The organism is Aquimarina sp. I32.4 (assembly GCF_002924285.1).
Classification (GTDB): Bacteria; Bacteroidota; Bacteroidia; order Flavobacteriales; family Flavobacteriaceae; genus Aquimarina.
The window spans coordinates 13,114-30,325 of record NZ_PGUB01000057.1; the positions used below are offsets into that span (position 1 = coordinate 13,114).

Annotated in this window: 13 protein-coding genes; 11 read left to right on the forward strand and 2 right to left on the reverse strand. The window is 31.9% G+C overall.

Features of this window, described 5'->3' with window-relative positions:
• Nucleotides 1-45 precede the first annotated feature (45 nt).
• Nucleotides 46-3,276 carry a M14 family zinc carboxypeptidase gene (locus CVD18_RS13475; RefSeq protein WP_103865965.1) on the forward strand — a complete coding sequence of 1,077 codons (3,231 nt, stop codon included), beginning with the start codon at nt 46-48 and terminating at the stop codon, nt 3,274-3,276.
• Between the two features lie 182 nt (nt 3,277-3,458).
• Here the strand turns inward: CVD18_RS13475 and CVD18_RS13480 are convergent, their stop codons facing one another.
• Nucleotides 3,459-3,668 carry a helix-turn-helix domain-containing protein gene (locus tag CVD18_RS13480; RefSeq protein ID WP_146052787.1) on the reverse strand — a complete coding sequence of 70 codons (210 nt, stop codon included), beginning with the start codon at nt 3,666-3,668 and terminating at the stop codon, nt 3,459-3,461.
• Between the two features lie 113 nt (nt 3,669-3,781).
• Here CVD18_RS13480 and CVD18_RS13485 point away from each other — a divergent pair, with 113 nt between their 5' ends.
• The 10 genes from CVD18_RS13485 to CVD18_RS13530 all read left to right on the forward strand — a co-directional run bounded on the left by CVD18_RS13485 (nt 3,782) and on the right by CVD18_RS13530 (nt 16,180).
• The gene (locus CVD18_RS13485; RefSeq protein ID WP_103865967.1) at nt 3,782-4,132 is read left to right on the forward strand and encodes a hypothetical protein; all 351 of its coding nucleotides are present in this window, start codon (nt 3,782-3,784) and stop codon (nt 4,130-4,132) included.
• A gap of 268 nt (nt 4,133-4,400) precedes the next feature.
• On the forward strand, nt 4,401-4,940 hold the full coding sequence (locus CVD18_RS13490) for a class I SAM-dependent methyltransferase (protein ID WP_103865968.1): 540 nt from the start codon (nt 4,401-4,403) through the stop codon (nt 4,938-4,940).
• 84 nt (nt 4,941-5,024) lie between these two features.
• Nucleotides 5,025-5,441 (forward strand): hypothetical protein, encoded by a 417-nt coding sequence (locus tag CVD18_RS13495; protein WP_103865969.1) that lies wholly within the window; start codon nt 5,025-5,027, stop codon nt 5,439-5,441.
• 103 nt (nt 5,442-5,544) lie between these two features.
• Entirely contained in the window at nt 5,545-9,294 is a 3,750-nt protein-coding gene (locus CVD18_RS13500; RefSeq protein ID WP_103865970.1) for an efflux RND transporter permease subunit, read from the forward strand.
• Nucleotides 9,291-10,508: a TolC family protein gene (locus CVD18_RS13505; RefSeq protein ID WP_103865971.1), complete on the forward strand. Its 1,218-nt coding sequence runs from the start codon at nt 9,291-9,293 to the stop codon at nt 10,506-10,508. Before CVD18_RS13500 ends, CVD18_RS13505 begins: the two co-directional genes overlap by 4 nt.
• 30 nt (nt 10,509-10,538) lie before the next feature.
• Entirely contained in the window at nt 10,539-11,096 is a 558-nt protein-coding gene (locus tag CVD18_RS13510; protein ID WP_103865972.1) for a DUF3347 domain-containing protein, read from the forward strand.
• A gap of 166 nt (nt 11,097-11,262) precedes the next feature.
• A complete protein-coding gene (locus CVD18_RS13515) occupies nt 11,263-11,976 on the forward strand; it encodes a heavy metal-associated domain-containing protein (protein WP_103865973.1) in 714 nt (237 codons plus the stop codon).
• A gap of 4 nt (nt 11,977-11,980) precedes the next feature.
• Entirely contained in the window at nt 11,981-12,679 is a 699-nt protein-coding gene (locus tag CVD18_RS13520; protein ID WP_103865974.1) for a PepSY domain-containing protein, read from the forward strand.
• Between the two features lie 7 nt (nt 12,680-12,686).
• Complete coding sequence (locus tag CVD18_RS13525) at nt 12,687-14,402, forward strand: efflux RND transporter periplasmic adaptor subunit (RefSeq protein ID WP_103865977.1); 1,716 nt, start codon at nt 12,687-12,689, stop codon at nt 14,400-14,402.
• Between the two features lie 224 nt (nt 14,403-14,626).
• On the forward strand, nt 14,627-16,180 hold the full coding sequence (locus tag CVD18_RS13530; RefSeq protein ID WP_103865975.1) for a DEAD/DEAH box helicase: 1,554 nt from the start codon (nt 14,627-14,629) through the stop codon (nt 16,178-16,180).
• 9 nt (nt 16,181-16,189) lie between these two features.
• On the opposite strand, the gene rlmF is transcribed toward CVD18_RS13530, so the two are convergent.
• On the reverse strand, nt 16,190-17,044 hold the full coding sequence (gene rlmF, locus CVD18_RS13535; RefSeq protein ID WP_103865976.1) for a 23S rRNA (adenine(1618)-N(6))-methyltransferase RlmF: 855 nt from the start codon (nt 17,042-17,044) through the stop codon (nt 16,190-16,192).
• Nucleotides 17,045-17,212 lie beyond the last annotated feature (168 nt).

Below are 17,212 nucleotides of genomic sequence, written 5' to 3' on the forward strand. Positions count from 1 at the left end.
ATGTTAATTCATTAATTAACTCAACTTAAACTATTCTTAAAACCAATGAAAAAAAGTACCATCTTTATGCTGGTGATGTCGTGCATCATCAGTATTTCTCTTTATGCACAAAAAAGTAATAAAGAGCTCGCCAAAGAGTATTTAAATCTAAAGGGAGAAGTAATCTTTGATTTTACAATTACTCAAAAATCACAATTAAACATTATAAGTAAAGAATTAGCTATTGTACATTATGATGAAAACACAAATACGGTCAAAGTAATGGCTAATAAAAATCAATTCTCTTCCTTTTTGCAAAAAAATATTCCTTTTACTGTTACTACAGAAGATAATATTATAGGGTATAGAACTATGACTTCGGATTTAGCAGGTAAAGCAACTACATTTCCACTTACAGCATATCCAACTTATTCAGATTATGAGACAATGATGAATGATTTTGCTATCAATTATCCAACTCTGTGTAAAGTAGAGAATATTGGTGCTACTACGGAAGGAGATAAATCTTTATTATTTGTGAAACTGTCAGACAATGTAAATCTTAATGAGCAAGAACCGCGGGTAATGTATACCTCGTCTATGCATGGAGATGAAATTGCAGGATATCCTATGATGCTTAATCTTATTGATTATTTACTAGACGCTTATTCTAATACTGCACATCCTAAACATACTGAAATCAAGAATTTATTAGATAACAATGAAGTTTGGGTTAATCCTTTGGCAAATCCAGATGGCACTTTTCGTAATAGTCCTAATAATACATCTGTAGCCAATGCTACTCGAGGAAATGCTAATAATGTAGATTTAAATAGGAATTATCCAGATCCTGATGATGGAGCTCACCCTGATGGCAATACATACCAGACGGAAACAATTGCATTTATGAATTTTGCAGATGCTCAACACTTTGTGTTATCAGCAAATTTTCATGGAGGAATAGAGCTGGTTAATTACCCTTGGGATACGTATGCAGGAGCACATCCTGATGAAGATTATTTTGTACATGTTTCTGAAGAGTATAGAAATCACTGTCAAGCCAATAGTCCAGCAGGGTATTTTGATGATATAAACAATGGAATTACCAATGGTTTTGCATGGTATGAAGTACAAGGAGGAAGGCAAGACTACCAAATATATAATCAAAAAGGAAAAGAAATAACTGTTGAATTATCAACCAATAAGACTCCGCCAGCAAATCAATTAGTAAACTTTTGGAATTATAATAAAGAAGCGTTAATTTCTTTTTTAAAACAAGTAAATTATGGCATCAGAGGGGTAGTTACAGATGTGGTAACAAATCAGCCTATACAAGCAAAAATTACTGTAATAGGTAAAGAAAGTTATGAAACATGGACTCCCACAGAATTACCAGAAGGAGATTATTATAGACCTATAAAAGCAGGAACATATGATCTTTTGTTTGAGGCCGCTTGTTATGAGTCGCTTACACTTACAGGAGTAACCGTAGCAGATTATGCTACTGTAATCAAGAATGTACAATTAACTCCAATAGGAGGTGTGGCACCTACAGGATTGGTAGCTTCAAATATTCAACCTACAACTGCTACATTAAGCTGGAATACAAGCTCAGGAGCCACATATGATATAAGATACCGTGTGATAGGTAGTGCTAATTGGGTAAGCGTATCGTCTACTACAAATACGATTACTATTACAGGTTTGGTAGCGAACACTTCTTATGAATCTCAAGTAAGAAGTAATTGTGCTGGAGGAACTAGTTCTCCATATAGTACATCTACAAACTTTACAACACTCAGTACTCCTACTTGTACAGGAATAAATTCATTTCCATATATAGAAAGCTTTGAGGCAGGTTTAGGGCTTTGGACCAATGTGTCAGGGGATGATATAAACTGGACAAGAGATTCTGGAGGAACTTCTTCTTCATCAACAGGCCCTTCTACTGGTCAAGAAGGAGCTTTTTACCTCTATACAGAAGCTTCATCCTCTGGTAGCCCTAATAAAACAGCACTTCTTGAGAGTCCTTGTATTGATTTAGGAGTTTTGTCAGGAATTTCTTTAGAATTTGGGTATCATATGTATGGTAGTCAAATGGGGATGTTAGAAGTCTTAATCAGTACAAATGATGGCGGTACGTATACTTCATTATGGAGCAAGAGTGGTAATTTAGGAAATATATGGAACACAGCAACTGTTGATCTTAGTGCATATGCTGGGTCTGTGATCAAATTACAATTTAAGGGAGTTACAGGAACAGGTTTTAGAAGTGATATGGCTATAGATAACATTACTATAAAATCTTCTACACCGGATACAGAACCGCCTTCTGTTCCTACAAATCTAACCACATCATCTATTACGTCTACTAGCATTGGACTTTTATGGAATTCATCTACAGATAATATTGGGGTATCTGGATATGAAATATATCAAGGAGCAACTTTATTAACTACAGTAACAAATACAAATTATACTGTTACAGGATTAAGCCCTAATACAGCATATACGTTTTCTGTAAAAGCAAAAGATGTAGCAGGAAATGTCTCTGCTCATAGTGCTATAATTAATGCAACTACATTAGATCAGGCTATTTCATATTGTGTATCCAAAGGAAATAATGTAAGCTATGAATATATTGATTATGTAGAATTGGGTGAAATATCGAATACAACAACAGCAAATTCAGGGTATGGTGATTTTACTAATCTAGTGGCAAATATAGGATATGGGGCAAACACCATTATAGTAAGTGCAGGATTTACAAATACAGCATATAGAGAATATTGGAGTGTATGGATAGATTATAATCAGAACGGTAGCTTTGAAGCCACAGAACAAATAGTATCGAATCAATCAAATAGTAGTGCAAATCAATCTTTTAATTTTAATATTCCCGCAACAACATTATCAGGCACAACCAGAATGAGGGTTTCTATGAAATATAATGTAGAACCAGGAGCATGTGAAACATTTACATACGGTGAAGTAGAAGATTATACTGTAAATATAAGTGCAACTCCAGCTGCAAAAGAAGGGGGAACTATAAGAAAATATAATAGTGATATATCGGTATATCCAAATCCTGTGAAAGACGGAATCTTATTTGTACAGACAAAACATGTTAAAAATACTTTATCATTCAAGATTATCAATTATATCGGTCAAACAGTAATGGAGAATCAATTATCAGAAAACAAGATTGATGTTTCTTCATTGCCAGAAGGTGTCTATATCTTGAGAATAGATATAGATACAAAAATGATTACCAAAAAAATTATGATTACGAGGTAATCAAATAGAATTTTCAAAAATATAGTAAAAGCCTCTGGATCTCCAGGGGCTTTTATATTTTCATATAGGTTGAAAAAAAATATACTGCAAAAACCTCGTAACATACGAGGTGAGATAATACTATATCAAAATAATTTAGGGGTATTCTAAAAAAAAGACTTATCAAGTTTGTATTTAGAATTTTATTGATCCTTATAATCAATAATATCTTTTATATCAACATCCATATAGTTGGCAATTTTTTGCAGTCTTTCAAAATCTTTTACAAGATCTTTTCGCTTCACAACATAATCACCTGCCTGCGGACTTACTCCTAAAGCTTTTGATATACCATATACCGTCTTAGCTCCTTTACTTTTTTTAAGGAGCTTTTTTAGTTTCCTGTTTATCATATCGCAAACATACATATAACATTTGATTAATCAAATAAATTTTTATTAAAAAAATACTTGTATATTAAAAATATGTTTGTATATTCGTTGCATACAAATCAAATCATCTAATTATGAAACTTTTATTAGCAACAGTAATGTTTTGCGTATCTATGGTGAGCGCAACTCCTTTAAAAACTGAACCTTTTTTTGGAAGTAAAGAAAAAATTGAGCGTAAGAAAAAAGCTAAAGAAAGAACATCAGCCAATAAGAATGTTCACTCTATAAAGAAGTGGAAAATAACAATAGAGTATAGGAATGGTAATACAATATCAAAAACTATCGTAGTCAGTCAAAATTCAAAATTAAGTGCCTTAGAAACCGCATTTAAAGAAGCAGAGAAGCATTTGAAAAACACAAAAAATATAAAAGATTATAGTGTATCTCCTGTAACAGATTCTTATGTATTATTAGCAGGAAATTAAAAGTTAATCAATACCAGGAACTTACCTATAATATTACATTAAGAGATCACGTAACGTGATCTCTTTTTTTATGTTGAAATTAGGGTACTATAAAAAAGAAACTATTTTTGTACCATATAATAAGTATGTAACTATTTTAAAACATAGTCGTCATATAAGGTAAGTAATAAGGAATATAAGTAAAATTAGGTATATATAAGTAATGAACTTATAAGCATTACAGATACCTTTATATAGTAAAAGAACACAATTAAGTGAGGGAAAATATATGTCAAAACTTTTTACAATTACAGCGCTAAAAAATTTAAAACAAACAGGAAGTTTGTTTAGAAGCTCTAAAAAATTAGCAAATCAACTTGTCAAACCTTTGGGTGCAGATAAGAAATTGACAGTTGTTGAGCTAGGTGCTGGTGATGGAGTGATAACAAAGCCTATTTTAGATAAAATAGGAATAAATTCATGTTTGCACTCTTTTGAGATTAACCTCTCATTTATTCCAAAATTAAAATCTATAAAAGATAACCGCTTAACAATACACAATACATGCGTATCTAATTTAAGTACTATTTTTGCAGAGAACAAAGTAGATTTTGTGATATCTTGTTTGCCTTTGGCTAATATTGAATATGCTTTTAAGAAACAGCTGATAGATGATATCAAGTTTATACTTAAAGAAGGAGGGAGTTTTATTCAGTATCAATACACAAAAAAAGATCAAGAACTTTTAAAAGCTAATTTTTTAGAAGCCAAAACAACACTTTGTATAAAAAATATTCCACCAGCCTTTATCTATAATTGTCAGAATTGATAATAAGGTTAGAACAAGTATGAATCATTAAACTTCTGTTAAACAAGGTGAGGTATATCATTTTTTCGTAAATTTGTTGCGTAAATGAAAGAAATCATTCAAAAAATATCAGCAGTTTGTATGACATTGGTAGTATTATTTTCTACAATGTCATTTACTTTTGATATGCATTATTGTGGAACTACCTTAGTGGATATTGCGCTATATAAAGAAGCAAAAACATGTGGTATGAAACAACAGGTTTCTGATAAAGCAACGTGTTCTATATTACCTAAAAAAAGTTGTTGTAGTGATAAACAATTGACTATTGATGGGCAAGATGAGTTACAAAACTCATTTGATACCCTAACTTTTGAACAACAAGTTTTTATTACATCTTTTTATGATTCTTTTATAAATCTTTTTAAAGGGTTAGAAACGAATGTAGTTCCTTTTAAGGAGCACTCACCGCCTTTTCTGGTCAAGAATATTCATATCCTCAACGAGACTTTTCTTATTTGATGAATTAGATATTTAAGTATTGCCTAATATAATTTATAAATTGGGTTAGGTTGTTGTATCCTATAAACAACAATTTTCTTTAATTATTTAATAATCAAATGATATGCTAAATAAAAGCATCAGATTTATTATAGAAAATAAGCTTGTAGCGTTGCTTATGCTTATACTATTTGTAGGGTGGGGTATTATAAATGCGCCTTTTGCATGGCAAACTGGATTGTTACCCACAGATCCTGTAGCTGTTGACGCCATACCTGATATAGGCGAAAATCAGCAAATTGTATATACAAAATGGCAAGGCCGATCCCCACAAGACATAGAAGATCAGGTTACCTATCCATTAACAACATCACTTCTGGGAGTTCCAGGAGTAAAAACGATTCGTAGTTCCTCAATGTTTGGTTTTTCTAGCATCTATATCATTTTTGAAGAAGATATAGAATTCTATTGGAGTCGAAGCCGTATTCTAGAAAAACTTAATTCGTTACCAAGTAATTTATTGCCAAAAGGAGTGAAGCCATCCCTAGGTCCAGACGCTACTGGATTGGGTCAAATTTTTTGGTATACTATAGAAGGAAGAGATGAAAACGGAGAAGTAACAGGAGGATGGGATTTACAAGAAATAAGAAGTGTTCAGGATTATTATATAAAATACGCATTATCATCGGCAAGTGGTGTAGCAGAAGTAGCTTCAGTAGGAGGGCATGTTAAAGAATATCAGATAGATGTAAACCCTGAATTGATGCGACAATATAATGTAAGTCTTCGAGATGTTGTACAAGCAATAAAACAATCTAATAAAGATATTGGTGCACAAACTCTAGAAATCAATCAGGCAGAATATCTGGTTCGTGGTCTTGGGTATATACAATCTATAGCTGATATAGAAAATGCTGTAGTCATATCAGAAGAATATACTTCTATACGTATTAAAGATATTGCCCATGTGCATATAGGTCCAGGAACCAGAAGAGGAATATTAGATAAAGAAGGAGCAGAAGTAGTAGGGGGTGTGGTTGTAGCAAGATACGGTGCAAATCCAATGGAAGTCATTAATAATGTAAAAGATAAAATAAAAGAACTAAGTACAGGGCTTCCGTCAAAAAAATTAAAAGATGGACGTACATCACAATTGACAATTGTTTCTTTTTATGATCGTACAGAACTTATTCAAGAAACTCTAGGAACATTAAGCGAAGCCTTAACTCTAGAAATTTTGATAACCATTCTAGTAATTATTATAATGGTATTTAACCTCAGAGCATCCATTCTTATTTCAGGGCTTTTACCAGTAGCGGTTCTAATGGTATTTATAGCCATGAAGGTTTTTAATGTAGAAGCCAATATTGTAGCCTTATCAGGTATTGCTATTGCAATAGGTACCATGGTAGATGTAGGGGTTATTTTATCAGAAAATATAATTAGGCATATTGATGACAATAAGGAGAATGTATCAATTAATACAGTAGTTTATAATGCAACAGCAGAAGTTTCAGGAGCAATTGTTACAGCAGTTTTGACGACTATTATTAGTTTTATACCAGTGTTTACTATGATTGGTGCAGAGGGCAAACTATTCAGGCCTCTAGCATTTACCAAAACAATGGCGCTCTCAGCATCAATTATTGTTGCTTTATTTCTTATTCCACCTTTTGCAGCATTCTTATTTCAAAAAAGAAAAATAAAAACAATTGTACAATATGTAATTAATGGTTTATTGATATTGCTAGGAGTAATAGCTGTTTTTAATAAAATATGGCTAGGTATACTTATAATTGTTTTTGCAATAACTTCAATTCTCGGTTTACAAAAGAAACTCTCTTCAAAACGATCTAATCAGATTTATATTGGAGCCTTTGTTATTACAATAGTATGTTTATTAGCAACATATTGGCAGCCATTAGGAGTAGGAGAAAATATGTTTTGGAACCTAGTTTTTGTAGTAATAATCTGTGCAAGCTTATTAGGGGTTTTTACTCTTTTTCAAAAGTATTATGTAGTGATCTTGCAATGGGCATTAGAACACAAGATAGCTTTTTTGTCACTACCAGCTATAATTGTACTTCTTGGTTTTGTGATTATGAAAAACACAGGAAAAGAGTTTATGCCACCCTTAGACGAAGGATCTTTCCTATTAATGCCAACAACTTTACCCCATGCTGGTATCGAAGAAAATAAAAGGATTTTGAAACAATTGGATATGGCTGTAGCAAGTATTCCTGAAATAAAAACAGTTGTAGGTAAAGCAGGAAAAACAGAATCTGCTCTAGACCCAGCACCCTTATCTATGTATGAAAATATCATTCAATATAAGCCTGAATACATGCTTAGTAATAAAGGAAAAAGACAACGATACAAAACCAATGATGAAGGCTTTTTTATAGGAAAAGATAATGCACTTATTTATAATGAAAATAACACTATTGACGCTACCGATATTCTATACGCAAAGAAAGAAGGAAAGGTTGTTTTGAATTCATTACACATTAAAAAGAAACAACTTATTCCAGATGATGAAGGGGAGTTTTTTCGTAATTGGCGTCCAGAAATACATTCTAGAGATGATATATGGAAAAAAATAGTGCAAGTCACCAAATTACCAGGAGTTACTTCTGCTCCCAAATTACAACCAATAGAGACTCGATTAATCATGTTACAAACAGGAATGCGTGCTCCTATGGGAATCAAAATCAAAGGGCAAGATCTTAAACAGATTGAGAAATTTGGAATTAGATTAGAAGAAATAATAAAAGAAGTAACAGGAGTAAAAAAAGAAGCTGTCTTTGCAGACCGTATTGTAGGAAAACCTTATCTACTCATAGATATAGATAGACAGCAACTAATCCGTTATGGTGTATCAGTAGCGCAAGTACAAGAAGTACTTGAAGTAGCAGTGGGGGGGATGCCTCTTACTCAAACTGTAGAAGGCAGAGAACGCTATCAAGTACGTGTACGCTATCCTCGTGAACTTAGAGCAAATCCAACAGATTTAGAAAAAATATATGTGCCTGTAGAAAAAGGAAATACCGTTCCCTTGAGTGAATTGGTCAATATACGTTATCAACAAGGCCCGCAGGTAATCAAAAGTGAAGATACTTTTTTGGTAGGATATGTATTATTTGATAAACTCGATGAATTTGCAGAAATCAATGTAGTAGAAAATGCTCAAAAACAGATTGAAACGAAAATAAATAAAGGAGAACTTCATATTCCAAAAGGAATAAGTTACGAGTTTACAGGAACCTATGAAAATCAATTACGAGCAGAAAAAACCTTATCTATGGTGGTTCCTCTTGCTTTAGCGGTCATTTTTTTGATACTATATTTTCAGTTTCGTTCTGTTATAACGTCAATGATTGTATTTACAGGTATTGCTGTAGCATTTGCAGGAGGATTTATAATGATTTGGTTATATGGCCAAGAGTGGTTTCTGGATATAAATATATTCGATATAAATCTGAGAGAAGTATTTCAGATACAAACTATCAATCTAAGTGTGGCAGTATGGGTTGGTTTTATAGCACTCTTTGGTATTGCAACAGATGACGGAGTTGTAATGGCAACCTACCTTACTCAAACCTTTGATAAGAATAAACCACAATCACTATCCCAGATTAGAGCATCAGTAATAGAAGCAGGAGAAAAGAGAATTCGTCCATGTCTTATGACAACGGCAACTACGATTCTTGCATTATTACCTATTCTTACATCAACAGGAAGAGGAAGTGATATAATGATACCTATGGCAATTCCTTCTTTTGGTGGAATGAGTATTGCTTTAATCACATTATTTGTTGTCCCCATTTTATATGCATGGACAAAAGAAATTAAACTTAAAAGAAAAACAGTATGAGATATCTAAGTATTATTATAGGTAGTCTGCTCTTTTTTTATACCGCAGAAGCACAGCAACTAGAAGCATATATACAAGAAGCCATGATAAATAATTCTCAAATTCAATCCTTTGAAATTCGTCATGCTATTGCAAAAGAAAAAGAGAATGAAACACATACATTACCCAACACACAAATAAGTGTTGGATATTTTGTAAGCGAACCCGAAACGAGAACAGGAGCGCAACGAGCAAAAATTTCTGTACAACAAATGTTACCATGGTTTGGAACACTCACTGCAAGAGAGCACTATGCAAATACAATAACAGAAAAAGAATATTTAGAAGTTGTTGTTATTAAAAGAAAAATAGCACTCGCAATAGCTCAATCCTATTATAAATTATATGCTATCCAGTCAAAACAAAAAATAGTTACCGAAAATATAAATTTATTACAAACCTATGAAAAACTAGCATTAACATCGGTAGAGGTGGGTAAGGCCTCTGTAGTAGATGTATTAAAATTACAAATTCGACAAAATGAATTGCAACAATATAGAGATGTACTTAAAGAGCAAGTAACAGCAGAACAAGCAAGTTTTATTACACTAATCAACAAAAAAAAGGATAGTATCGTAGTACCTCATGGACTAAAAATCCCACTACAAGACACAGAAGCTCAAAGTGAGGAAATAGCATTAAATCCAGAAATAGTCACTTATGATGTGTTATATCAAAGCGTACTACAATCAGAACAACTCAATAAAAAAGAAAGTGCTCCTCAAATCGGTTTTGGGTTGAGTTACATTCCTGTTTCAGAACGATCTGATATGATCATATCAGATAATGGTAAAGATATTATAATGCCAATGGTCTCTCTCTCTATCCCGATATTTAATAAGCAATATAACTCTAGAACACGGCAAAATGAGCTCCATCAAGAAAGAATAACAGCAGAAAAAGAAGAGAAAATAAATCAGCTTACCACAATATTAGTCAATGCATTATCAAATAGAAATAAAGCAAGAATCCAAAATAACACACAACAAAAGAACTTGGAACAAGCCAAAAATGCTGAGAAAATTCTAGTAAAAAGTTATGAAACTGGAACCATAGATTTTAATGATATACTTGATATTCAAGAACTACAACTTAAGTTTCAGCTTAATCAAATAGAAAGTATACAGCAATACTATATGCAAACAGCAATCATTAATTATTTAACAAACCAATAGAAGTAAATAAACATTCAAAAAAGTAGAACAATGAGAATTTCAAAAATTAATCTAATACTAATGGCAACAATAGTATTAACAACCATATCATGTAAACAAGGAAATACCCCTACAGATAATGAAAAAGAGCAGCATTCAGAAATAAAAAATGATAGTGAAATGCCTAATAAAAATGAGGAAACAGAGGTTGTGAAAAATGTGAAGTTTAACAATGCAACAGCCGATGCTATTTTTCAACATTATATACATATCAAAACAGCATTAGTTAACACAGATGTAAATAAAGCTAAACAAGGAGCAGATATGCTAGCAGAAGCAACAGAAAATACTGTTCTTAAAAAAGTAGCTAAAACAATTAGTGATAATGTAGATGTAGAAAAGCAAAGAATAGCATTTGTAGATCTCACAGCTCAGGTAGAAACAATCTTGAAAGGAAATGTATCATCAGGAGAGGTATATAAACAATACTGCCCAATGGCATTTGATAATACTGGAGCATATTGGTTATCAAAAGAAAAAGAAATAAGAAACCCTTATTTTGGTGATCGTATGCTAAAATGTGGAAGTATCACTGAAACTATACAGTAAAAACAAACCACGGTTATCAAACAGAAAAGATAAGAATTCAATAATTTTACAACACAATTTTTGAAAACTAAAAGATACAATAAGTCTGCGATAGTTTACTAGATAGAAAAGAAATGATGGTAGCCTTATTGTATCTAATTATTGAATGATAATACATATAAACTAAATGGAATATACATATAAAATATCTGGAATGACCTGTAATGGGTGCCGTACAAGTGTCGAAGAAAAGTTATCCAAGGTAGAAGGAGTTCATAAAGTATCTGTTGATCTTGAAAAAGCAGAAGCTACAATCGATATGGCATCAGGTATCACTATTTCACAACTACAAAAAGGATTACCAGAAAAATTTACAATTTTAGAAAGTTTTGCACAGAAAACAATCCCTGAAATAAAAGCGAAAACCAAATTACAACAGTTACAACCTCTATTTATCATATTTGGATACATTACCATAACCAGTATCTTATTACATTATAAACAATGGAGTATTAGTGAGGCAATGTTAGATTTTATGGGGTTATTTTATATTGTATTTAGTTTTTTTAAAATGTTGGATTTAAAAGGGTTTCCAGCTTCTTTTGCTATGTATGATCCAATCGCAAAGCAAATACCTATATATGGTTGGGTATATCCTTTTATAGAAACAGCTCTAGGAATCATGTTTTTGATGAGGATTCAAATACCTATAGCATTAGTAGTAACATTGGTTATTCTTGGAGCAACAACCATAGGGGTAGTAAAAACATTGATGAGTAAAAAAACAATACAATGTGCCTGTTTAGGCACAGCACTCAAGCTACCAATGACAGAAGCTACTTTTATAGAAAACACTATAATGATAGTTATGGCAATAATTATGGGAATTCAATTGTTTTAAAAAAATGGTACAAAGACAAACTGCGGCAAAAATTAGAAAAACACATAGATACTTAGGTATCTTTTTAGGAATTCAGTTCTTATTATGGACTATTAGTGGTCTCTATTTTAGCTGGACAGATATTGATGAGATTCATGGAGATGAATTTAGAAACAAGAATATTTTACTACAATCTTTTGATAATTTACTAAGTCCAACTCAAATAAAAACAGAAGATCCTATTCAATCATTAGAACTCAAAGAAATAGGAGGGAATCCCTATTATTGGATAAATGATAAAAACCTTTTTGATGCAGTGACAGGAATATATAAACCAGAAATTACAGATGCAGAAGCTTTAAAAATAGGAAAGAAAAACATGTCTTCTCATCTTAAAGTAAAAGATATAGAAAAAATAAAAGAAGTAGGTAATCATCATGAATATAGAGGCAGACCATTACCAGCTTATGTGATTTCTTATGATCATCCACAAAATGTGCGTGCATATATCTCTGTAAAAGACGGAAGTTTTCAACGAGTAAGACATAGATCATGGAGATGGTTTGACTTTCTATGGATGACACATACAATGGATTATGAGGGAAGAGACGACTTTAATACGATACTTCTTAGAGCCTTTTCTTTATTAGGATTAGTAACAGTACTGAGCGGTTTTGTGTTATGGTTTATTTCATCACCAACCATTAGAAAAATTAAAAAATAATGATACCATGAATAAGAATATCATTTATATCATAGTAGCAGTAGTTGTAGGCTTTATAGTAGGTTATTTTGTTTTTGGTAATACGAAAGAAAACCATCATAAAATAGACAAGCAAGACAAAGAACATCAGGCAAAAGAAATGTGGACATGCTCTATGCATCCTCAGGTTAAGAAAACAGAACCTGGTGATTGTCCTATCTGCGGGATGGATTTAATACTTGCAGAAACAGGAGAAGGAGAATTTGTAGAGAATCAATTTACGATGACAGCCAATGCCATAGCATTAGCCGATATTCAGACCACTATTATAGGAAATCACACAACCGATAAAAATACAACTACGCTATCAGGGAAAATAATAGAGAATGAAGAAGAAAATGGGGTGCAGGCAAGTTATTTTGATGGTAGAATAGAACGATTAGTAATCAATTATAAAGGACAAAAAATAACAAAAGGTCAAAAACTGGCCACTATTTACGCACCAGATCTTATAGCAGCACAACAAGAACTAATAACTGCTTCATCCCTAAAAAAATCGCAACCATCGTTGTACAAAGCAGTACGTAATAAACTAAAACTATGGAAATTATCAGATAAACAGATCAATACCATAGAAACGTCTGGTATAGCTCAGGAAAATTTCACAATTTATGCAACCGTTTCAGGTACTGTATCAGAATTAATGAGTGCAGAAGGAGATTATGTAAAGCAAGGACAGCCTATTTTAAAAGTAAGCAATCTAAATACAGTGTGGGCAGAGTTTGATGTTTATGAAAATCAAATTTCACAATTCAAAACAGGGCAAACAGTAGTAGTAAAAACCAAAGCATACCCAGATAAAAACTTTAAAGCCACTATCTCCTTTATAAACCCTGTATTAAACAATAAAACAAGAACTGTAAGTATACGAGCAACACTTAGCAATCATGATAATATTTTAAAACCAGGAATGTTTGTGACAGGAGCAGTAAAAAGAGCAATAATAACAAGTACAAAACAACTTATGATCCCTTCTAGTGCTATATTATGGACAGGAAAACGTTCTGTTGTCTACCTTAAAGTAAGTAAAGAAACACCAGTTTTTGAAATGAAAGAAGTTACGTTAGGTAGTAATATAGATGATCAATACATAATCCTTGATGGTCTAAATGATGGAGATGAGATTGTAACCAATGGAACCTTTACAGTAGATGCTGCCGCACAATTGCAGGGAAAAAAATCAATGATGAATCAAAAAATTGACCATATAAGTGAGACTAATAAAGAAACAGAAGCTAGTTTGAAATTATCAAAATCATTTCAAAAAGACTTCTTCCCAGCAATTACAGAATATCTGTATATGAAAGAAGCTTTTATAAAATCAGACGCTACTCAGGTTATTATATATGCAACTAAGATGGCGAACATACTAGAAGTAATAAAAATTACAGACATAGATAATGCAGAAAAAAAATACCTTTCAAAAAGTATAGAAATACTAAATAGCATTTCAAAAAAAGGCAATATAGACAATCAGCGCACACAGTTTATTTCTTTAAATGAAGAAATAATCAAACTGATATCAAATTTTGATACAGTAGATATGACAATATATATACAGCAATGCCCAATGGCTAATAGAAATAAGGGTGCAGTATGGATAAGTTCAGAAAAAGAAATTAGAAACCCATATTTTGGAGATAAAATGCTTACTTGTGGCAGTATAATTAATACAATTAATTAGTTGTAGAAATATTTTATATAAATTATAAATAAGAACAAAAAGCCACCATATTTCTTTATTTTAGTATGTAAAACAATGAGTTATCATTCTTTTAATGACCAAAAAAAATACTAAAAATGGCATTTATGATATTTTATATTAGAAACTTTAATATTTTTCATCATAAAATTCTTTAAAAAACCACGAAAGGCATTAATTTTACACCCCAAAAAAAAAAGAAGGCTATGTCAGAGATAACTACGGAACCAGAAGATAAAAAAACAGGAAAAGAATTATATAGCTACCAGAAGGGAGCAATAGATAGAATTTTTAAAAGTTTTGAAGATGCGCCCGAAGATTATCATTTGTTATATCAATTACCAACAGGAGGAGGTAAGACTGTAATATTCTCTGAAATAGTTAGGCAATACTTAAAACATCACAATAAAAAAGTATTAGTGATGACACACCGTATAGAACTTTGTAGACAAACCTCTAGTATGCTTACAGGTTTTGGAGTTCTAAATAAAGTAGTGGATAGTAAAGCCAATTTGGAAGACCAAAGTAAGTATAGTTGTTTTGTGGCTATGGTAGAGACTTTGAATAATAGATTAACAGAAGGTAAGTTAGATATTTCTGATGTTGGTTTAGTGATAATAGATGAAGCACATTATAATTCATTTACAAAACTATTTAAGTTCTTTGAGAAGTCTTTTATACTAGGAGTTACTGCTACGCCATTGAGCTCGAATATGAAGCTACCAATGAAAAACAATTATAATGAATTAATTGTTGGGGAAACGATTGAATCTTTGATCAATAATGAGTTTTTGGCACGCGCAGAAACCTTTGCATATAATATGGGGTTAACCTCTTTAGAAATTGGATCTAATGGAGATTATACCGTAAAATCCTCTGAAGATTTGTACACAAACAAAGATATGTTGGATAAGTTATTAGATACTTATAAAAGACATTCTTTGAATAAAAAAACATTGATTTTTAATAATGGAATTAATACCTCTCTACATGTTTACGATACATTTAGAACGGGAGGATATCCTATTGCTCACTTAGATAATACAGCGACTAAAAAGCAAAGAGCTCAAATATTGAAATGGTTTAAAGAAACTCCAAATGCGATTCTTACTTCTGTAAGTATTTTGACTACAGGGTTTGATGAACCTACAGTAGATACAATTATACTGAATAGAGCAACAAAATCATTGACATTGTATTACCAAATGATAGGTCGTGGTTCACGTATTCTTAAAAATAAATCCAAATTCTCGGTTATAGATTTAGGAAACAACCTGTATCGTTTTGGCCCTTGGGGAGCAGATTTAGACTGGCAAAAGATCTTTAACTCTCCTAATTACTATATGGATAAACTCCTTAGTGATGAAGAGATAGAAGGGAAATTCAGGCATGAAATGCCAGAAGAATTACGAGCAGAATTTGCAAATTCTGAAGAAGTATACTTTGATATCAAAGAAACATACATAGAATCAGTAAAAAAAGGAGAATCATCTAAAGTGGTATTAGAGCGATCCATTTCACAACATGCCAAAATATGTGTAGAAAATAGTGAAGATGTATATGATGCATTAGCTCTTGCCAAAATGCTAGGAGAAGATATAGATCATAGAATACAAGAATATGCCAAGTGTATAAGTAAGAGTACTTATAACTTTTTAAGCTGGTTAAAAGACGATTACAGAAAAAAGTTAAATGCCTCTTTACGTGATAATTTTGATACCTTGTTTGAAGAAATCCACGGGCATCCTCCTGAAGAATAGGAGTGTGGTTTAAAATTTCCAGAGGATAAAACGACTTTTTTTATTCCCTTGTGTCATCGGTATAATGGTGTGATACGCTTTTAGTTTAGTCAATTGTTTTTCTAATTTAGGTAAGTGTTCTTTTTTAGAAACTAGACTAGTAAAAAAACCAACTTGATTTGCAAAAGCGACACTTTGTTTGATCATACGTTTCAAAAACAATGCTTCACCGCCATTACACCATAATTCATTGGCTTGACCACCAAAGTTAAGTTTTAGGTTTTGTGATCCCCCTAAATTGTTCAACTTGCGTAGTGTTCCCTTAGTAGCTTCTTCTTTTGATGTATGAAAAGGAGGGTTACACATGGTAAAATCAAAATACTCATCATCATTAATAACACCCTCAAATATATGAGCGTTATTAGATTGATGTCGTATATCAATATTTTTTGATAGTTGTTGATTACAATTCATAGTAGCTTTTGCCGCTGTAACCGCATTTAGATTAATATCAGAACCTACCATAAACCAATCATATATCTGTACACCCAAAATAGGATAAATACAATTGGCACCCATACCAATATCCAAGCCTTTTATTTTTTTATTTATACCCTCTTTTACAAGAACATCATTCAAATGATGAATATAATCAGCTCTACCAGGAATAGCAGGACAAAGATATCCTTCAGGAATATTCCAATCATTTAAACCATAATGATATTTCAAAATAGCCTTGTTTAACTCTAGAACAGCCTTTGGATTAGAAAAATCAATCGTTAGATTTCCAAAAGTATTTGTATGTAGAAAAGATTCTAAAATAGAATGGCTATTTGCTAGCGCTAAAAAATCGTAAGGAGTATGGTGAATATTATTTGGATGCAAACTAGTATATTTTTGACAGCAAAGATATAGTTAATCCCTAAGTACATGACAAAAAATGGTTTATGTTTATATTTGTTTGATTTAGAGCATTTAACAATGTGTTAGCTATATAGTCTAACCCATATTTAAATATTGTTTTAGCTTTTCTCCCATGTTTTTTGATGATGA

Coding starts and splice junctions, on each gene's coding strand:
- CVD18_RS13475 (WP_103865965.1), top strand. CDS start 46: ATGAAAAAAAGTACCATCTTTATGCTGGTGATGTCGTGCATCATCAGT.
- CVD18_RS13480 (WP_146052787.1), bottom strand. CDS start 3,668: ATGATAAACAGGAAACTAAAAAAGCTCCTTAAAAAAAGTAAAGGAGCT.
- CVD18_RS13485 (WP_103865967.1), top strand. CDS start 3,782: ATGAAACTTTTATTAGCAACAGTAATGTTTTGCGTATCTATGGTGAGC.
- CVD18_RS13490 (WP_103865968.1), top strand. CDS start 4,401: ATGTCAAAACTTTTTACAATTACAGCGCTAAAAAATTTAAAACAAACA.
- CVD18_RS13495 (WP_103865969.1), top strand. CDS start 5,025: ATGAAAGAAATCATTCAAAAAATATCAGCAGTTTGTATGACATTGGTA.
- CVD18_RS13500 (WP_103865970.1), top strand. CDS start 5,545: ATGCTAAATAAAAGCATCAGATTTATTATAGAAAATAAGCTTGTAGCG.
- CVD18_RS13505 (WP_103865971.1), top strand. CDS start 9,291: ATGAGATATCTAAGTATTATTATAGGTAGTCTGCTCTTTTTTTATACC.
- CVD18_RS13510 (WP_103865972.1), top strand. CDS start 10,539: ATGAGAATTTCAAAAATTAATCTAATACTAATGGCAACAATAGTATTA.
- CVD18_RS13515 (WP_103865973.1), top strand. CDS start 11,263: ATGGAATATACATATAAAATATCTGGAATGACCTGTAATGGGTGCCGT.
- CVD18_RS13520 (WP_103865974.1), top strand. CDS start 11,981: ATGGTACAAAGACAAACTGCGGCAAAAATTAGAAAAACACATAGATAC.
- CVD18_RS13525 (WP_103865977.1), top strand. CDS start 12,687: ATGAATAAGAATATCATTTATATCATAGTAGCAGTAGTTGTAGGCTTT.
- CVD18_RS13530 (WP_103865975.1), top strand. CDS start 14,627: ATGTCAGAGATAACTACGGAACCAGAAGATAAAAAAACAGGAAAAGAA.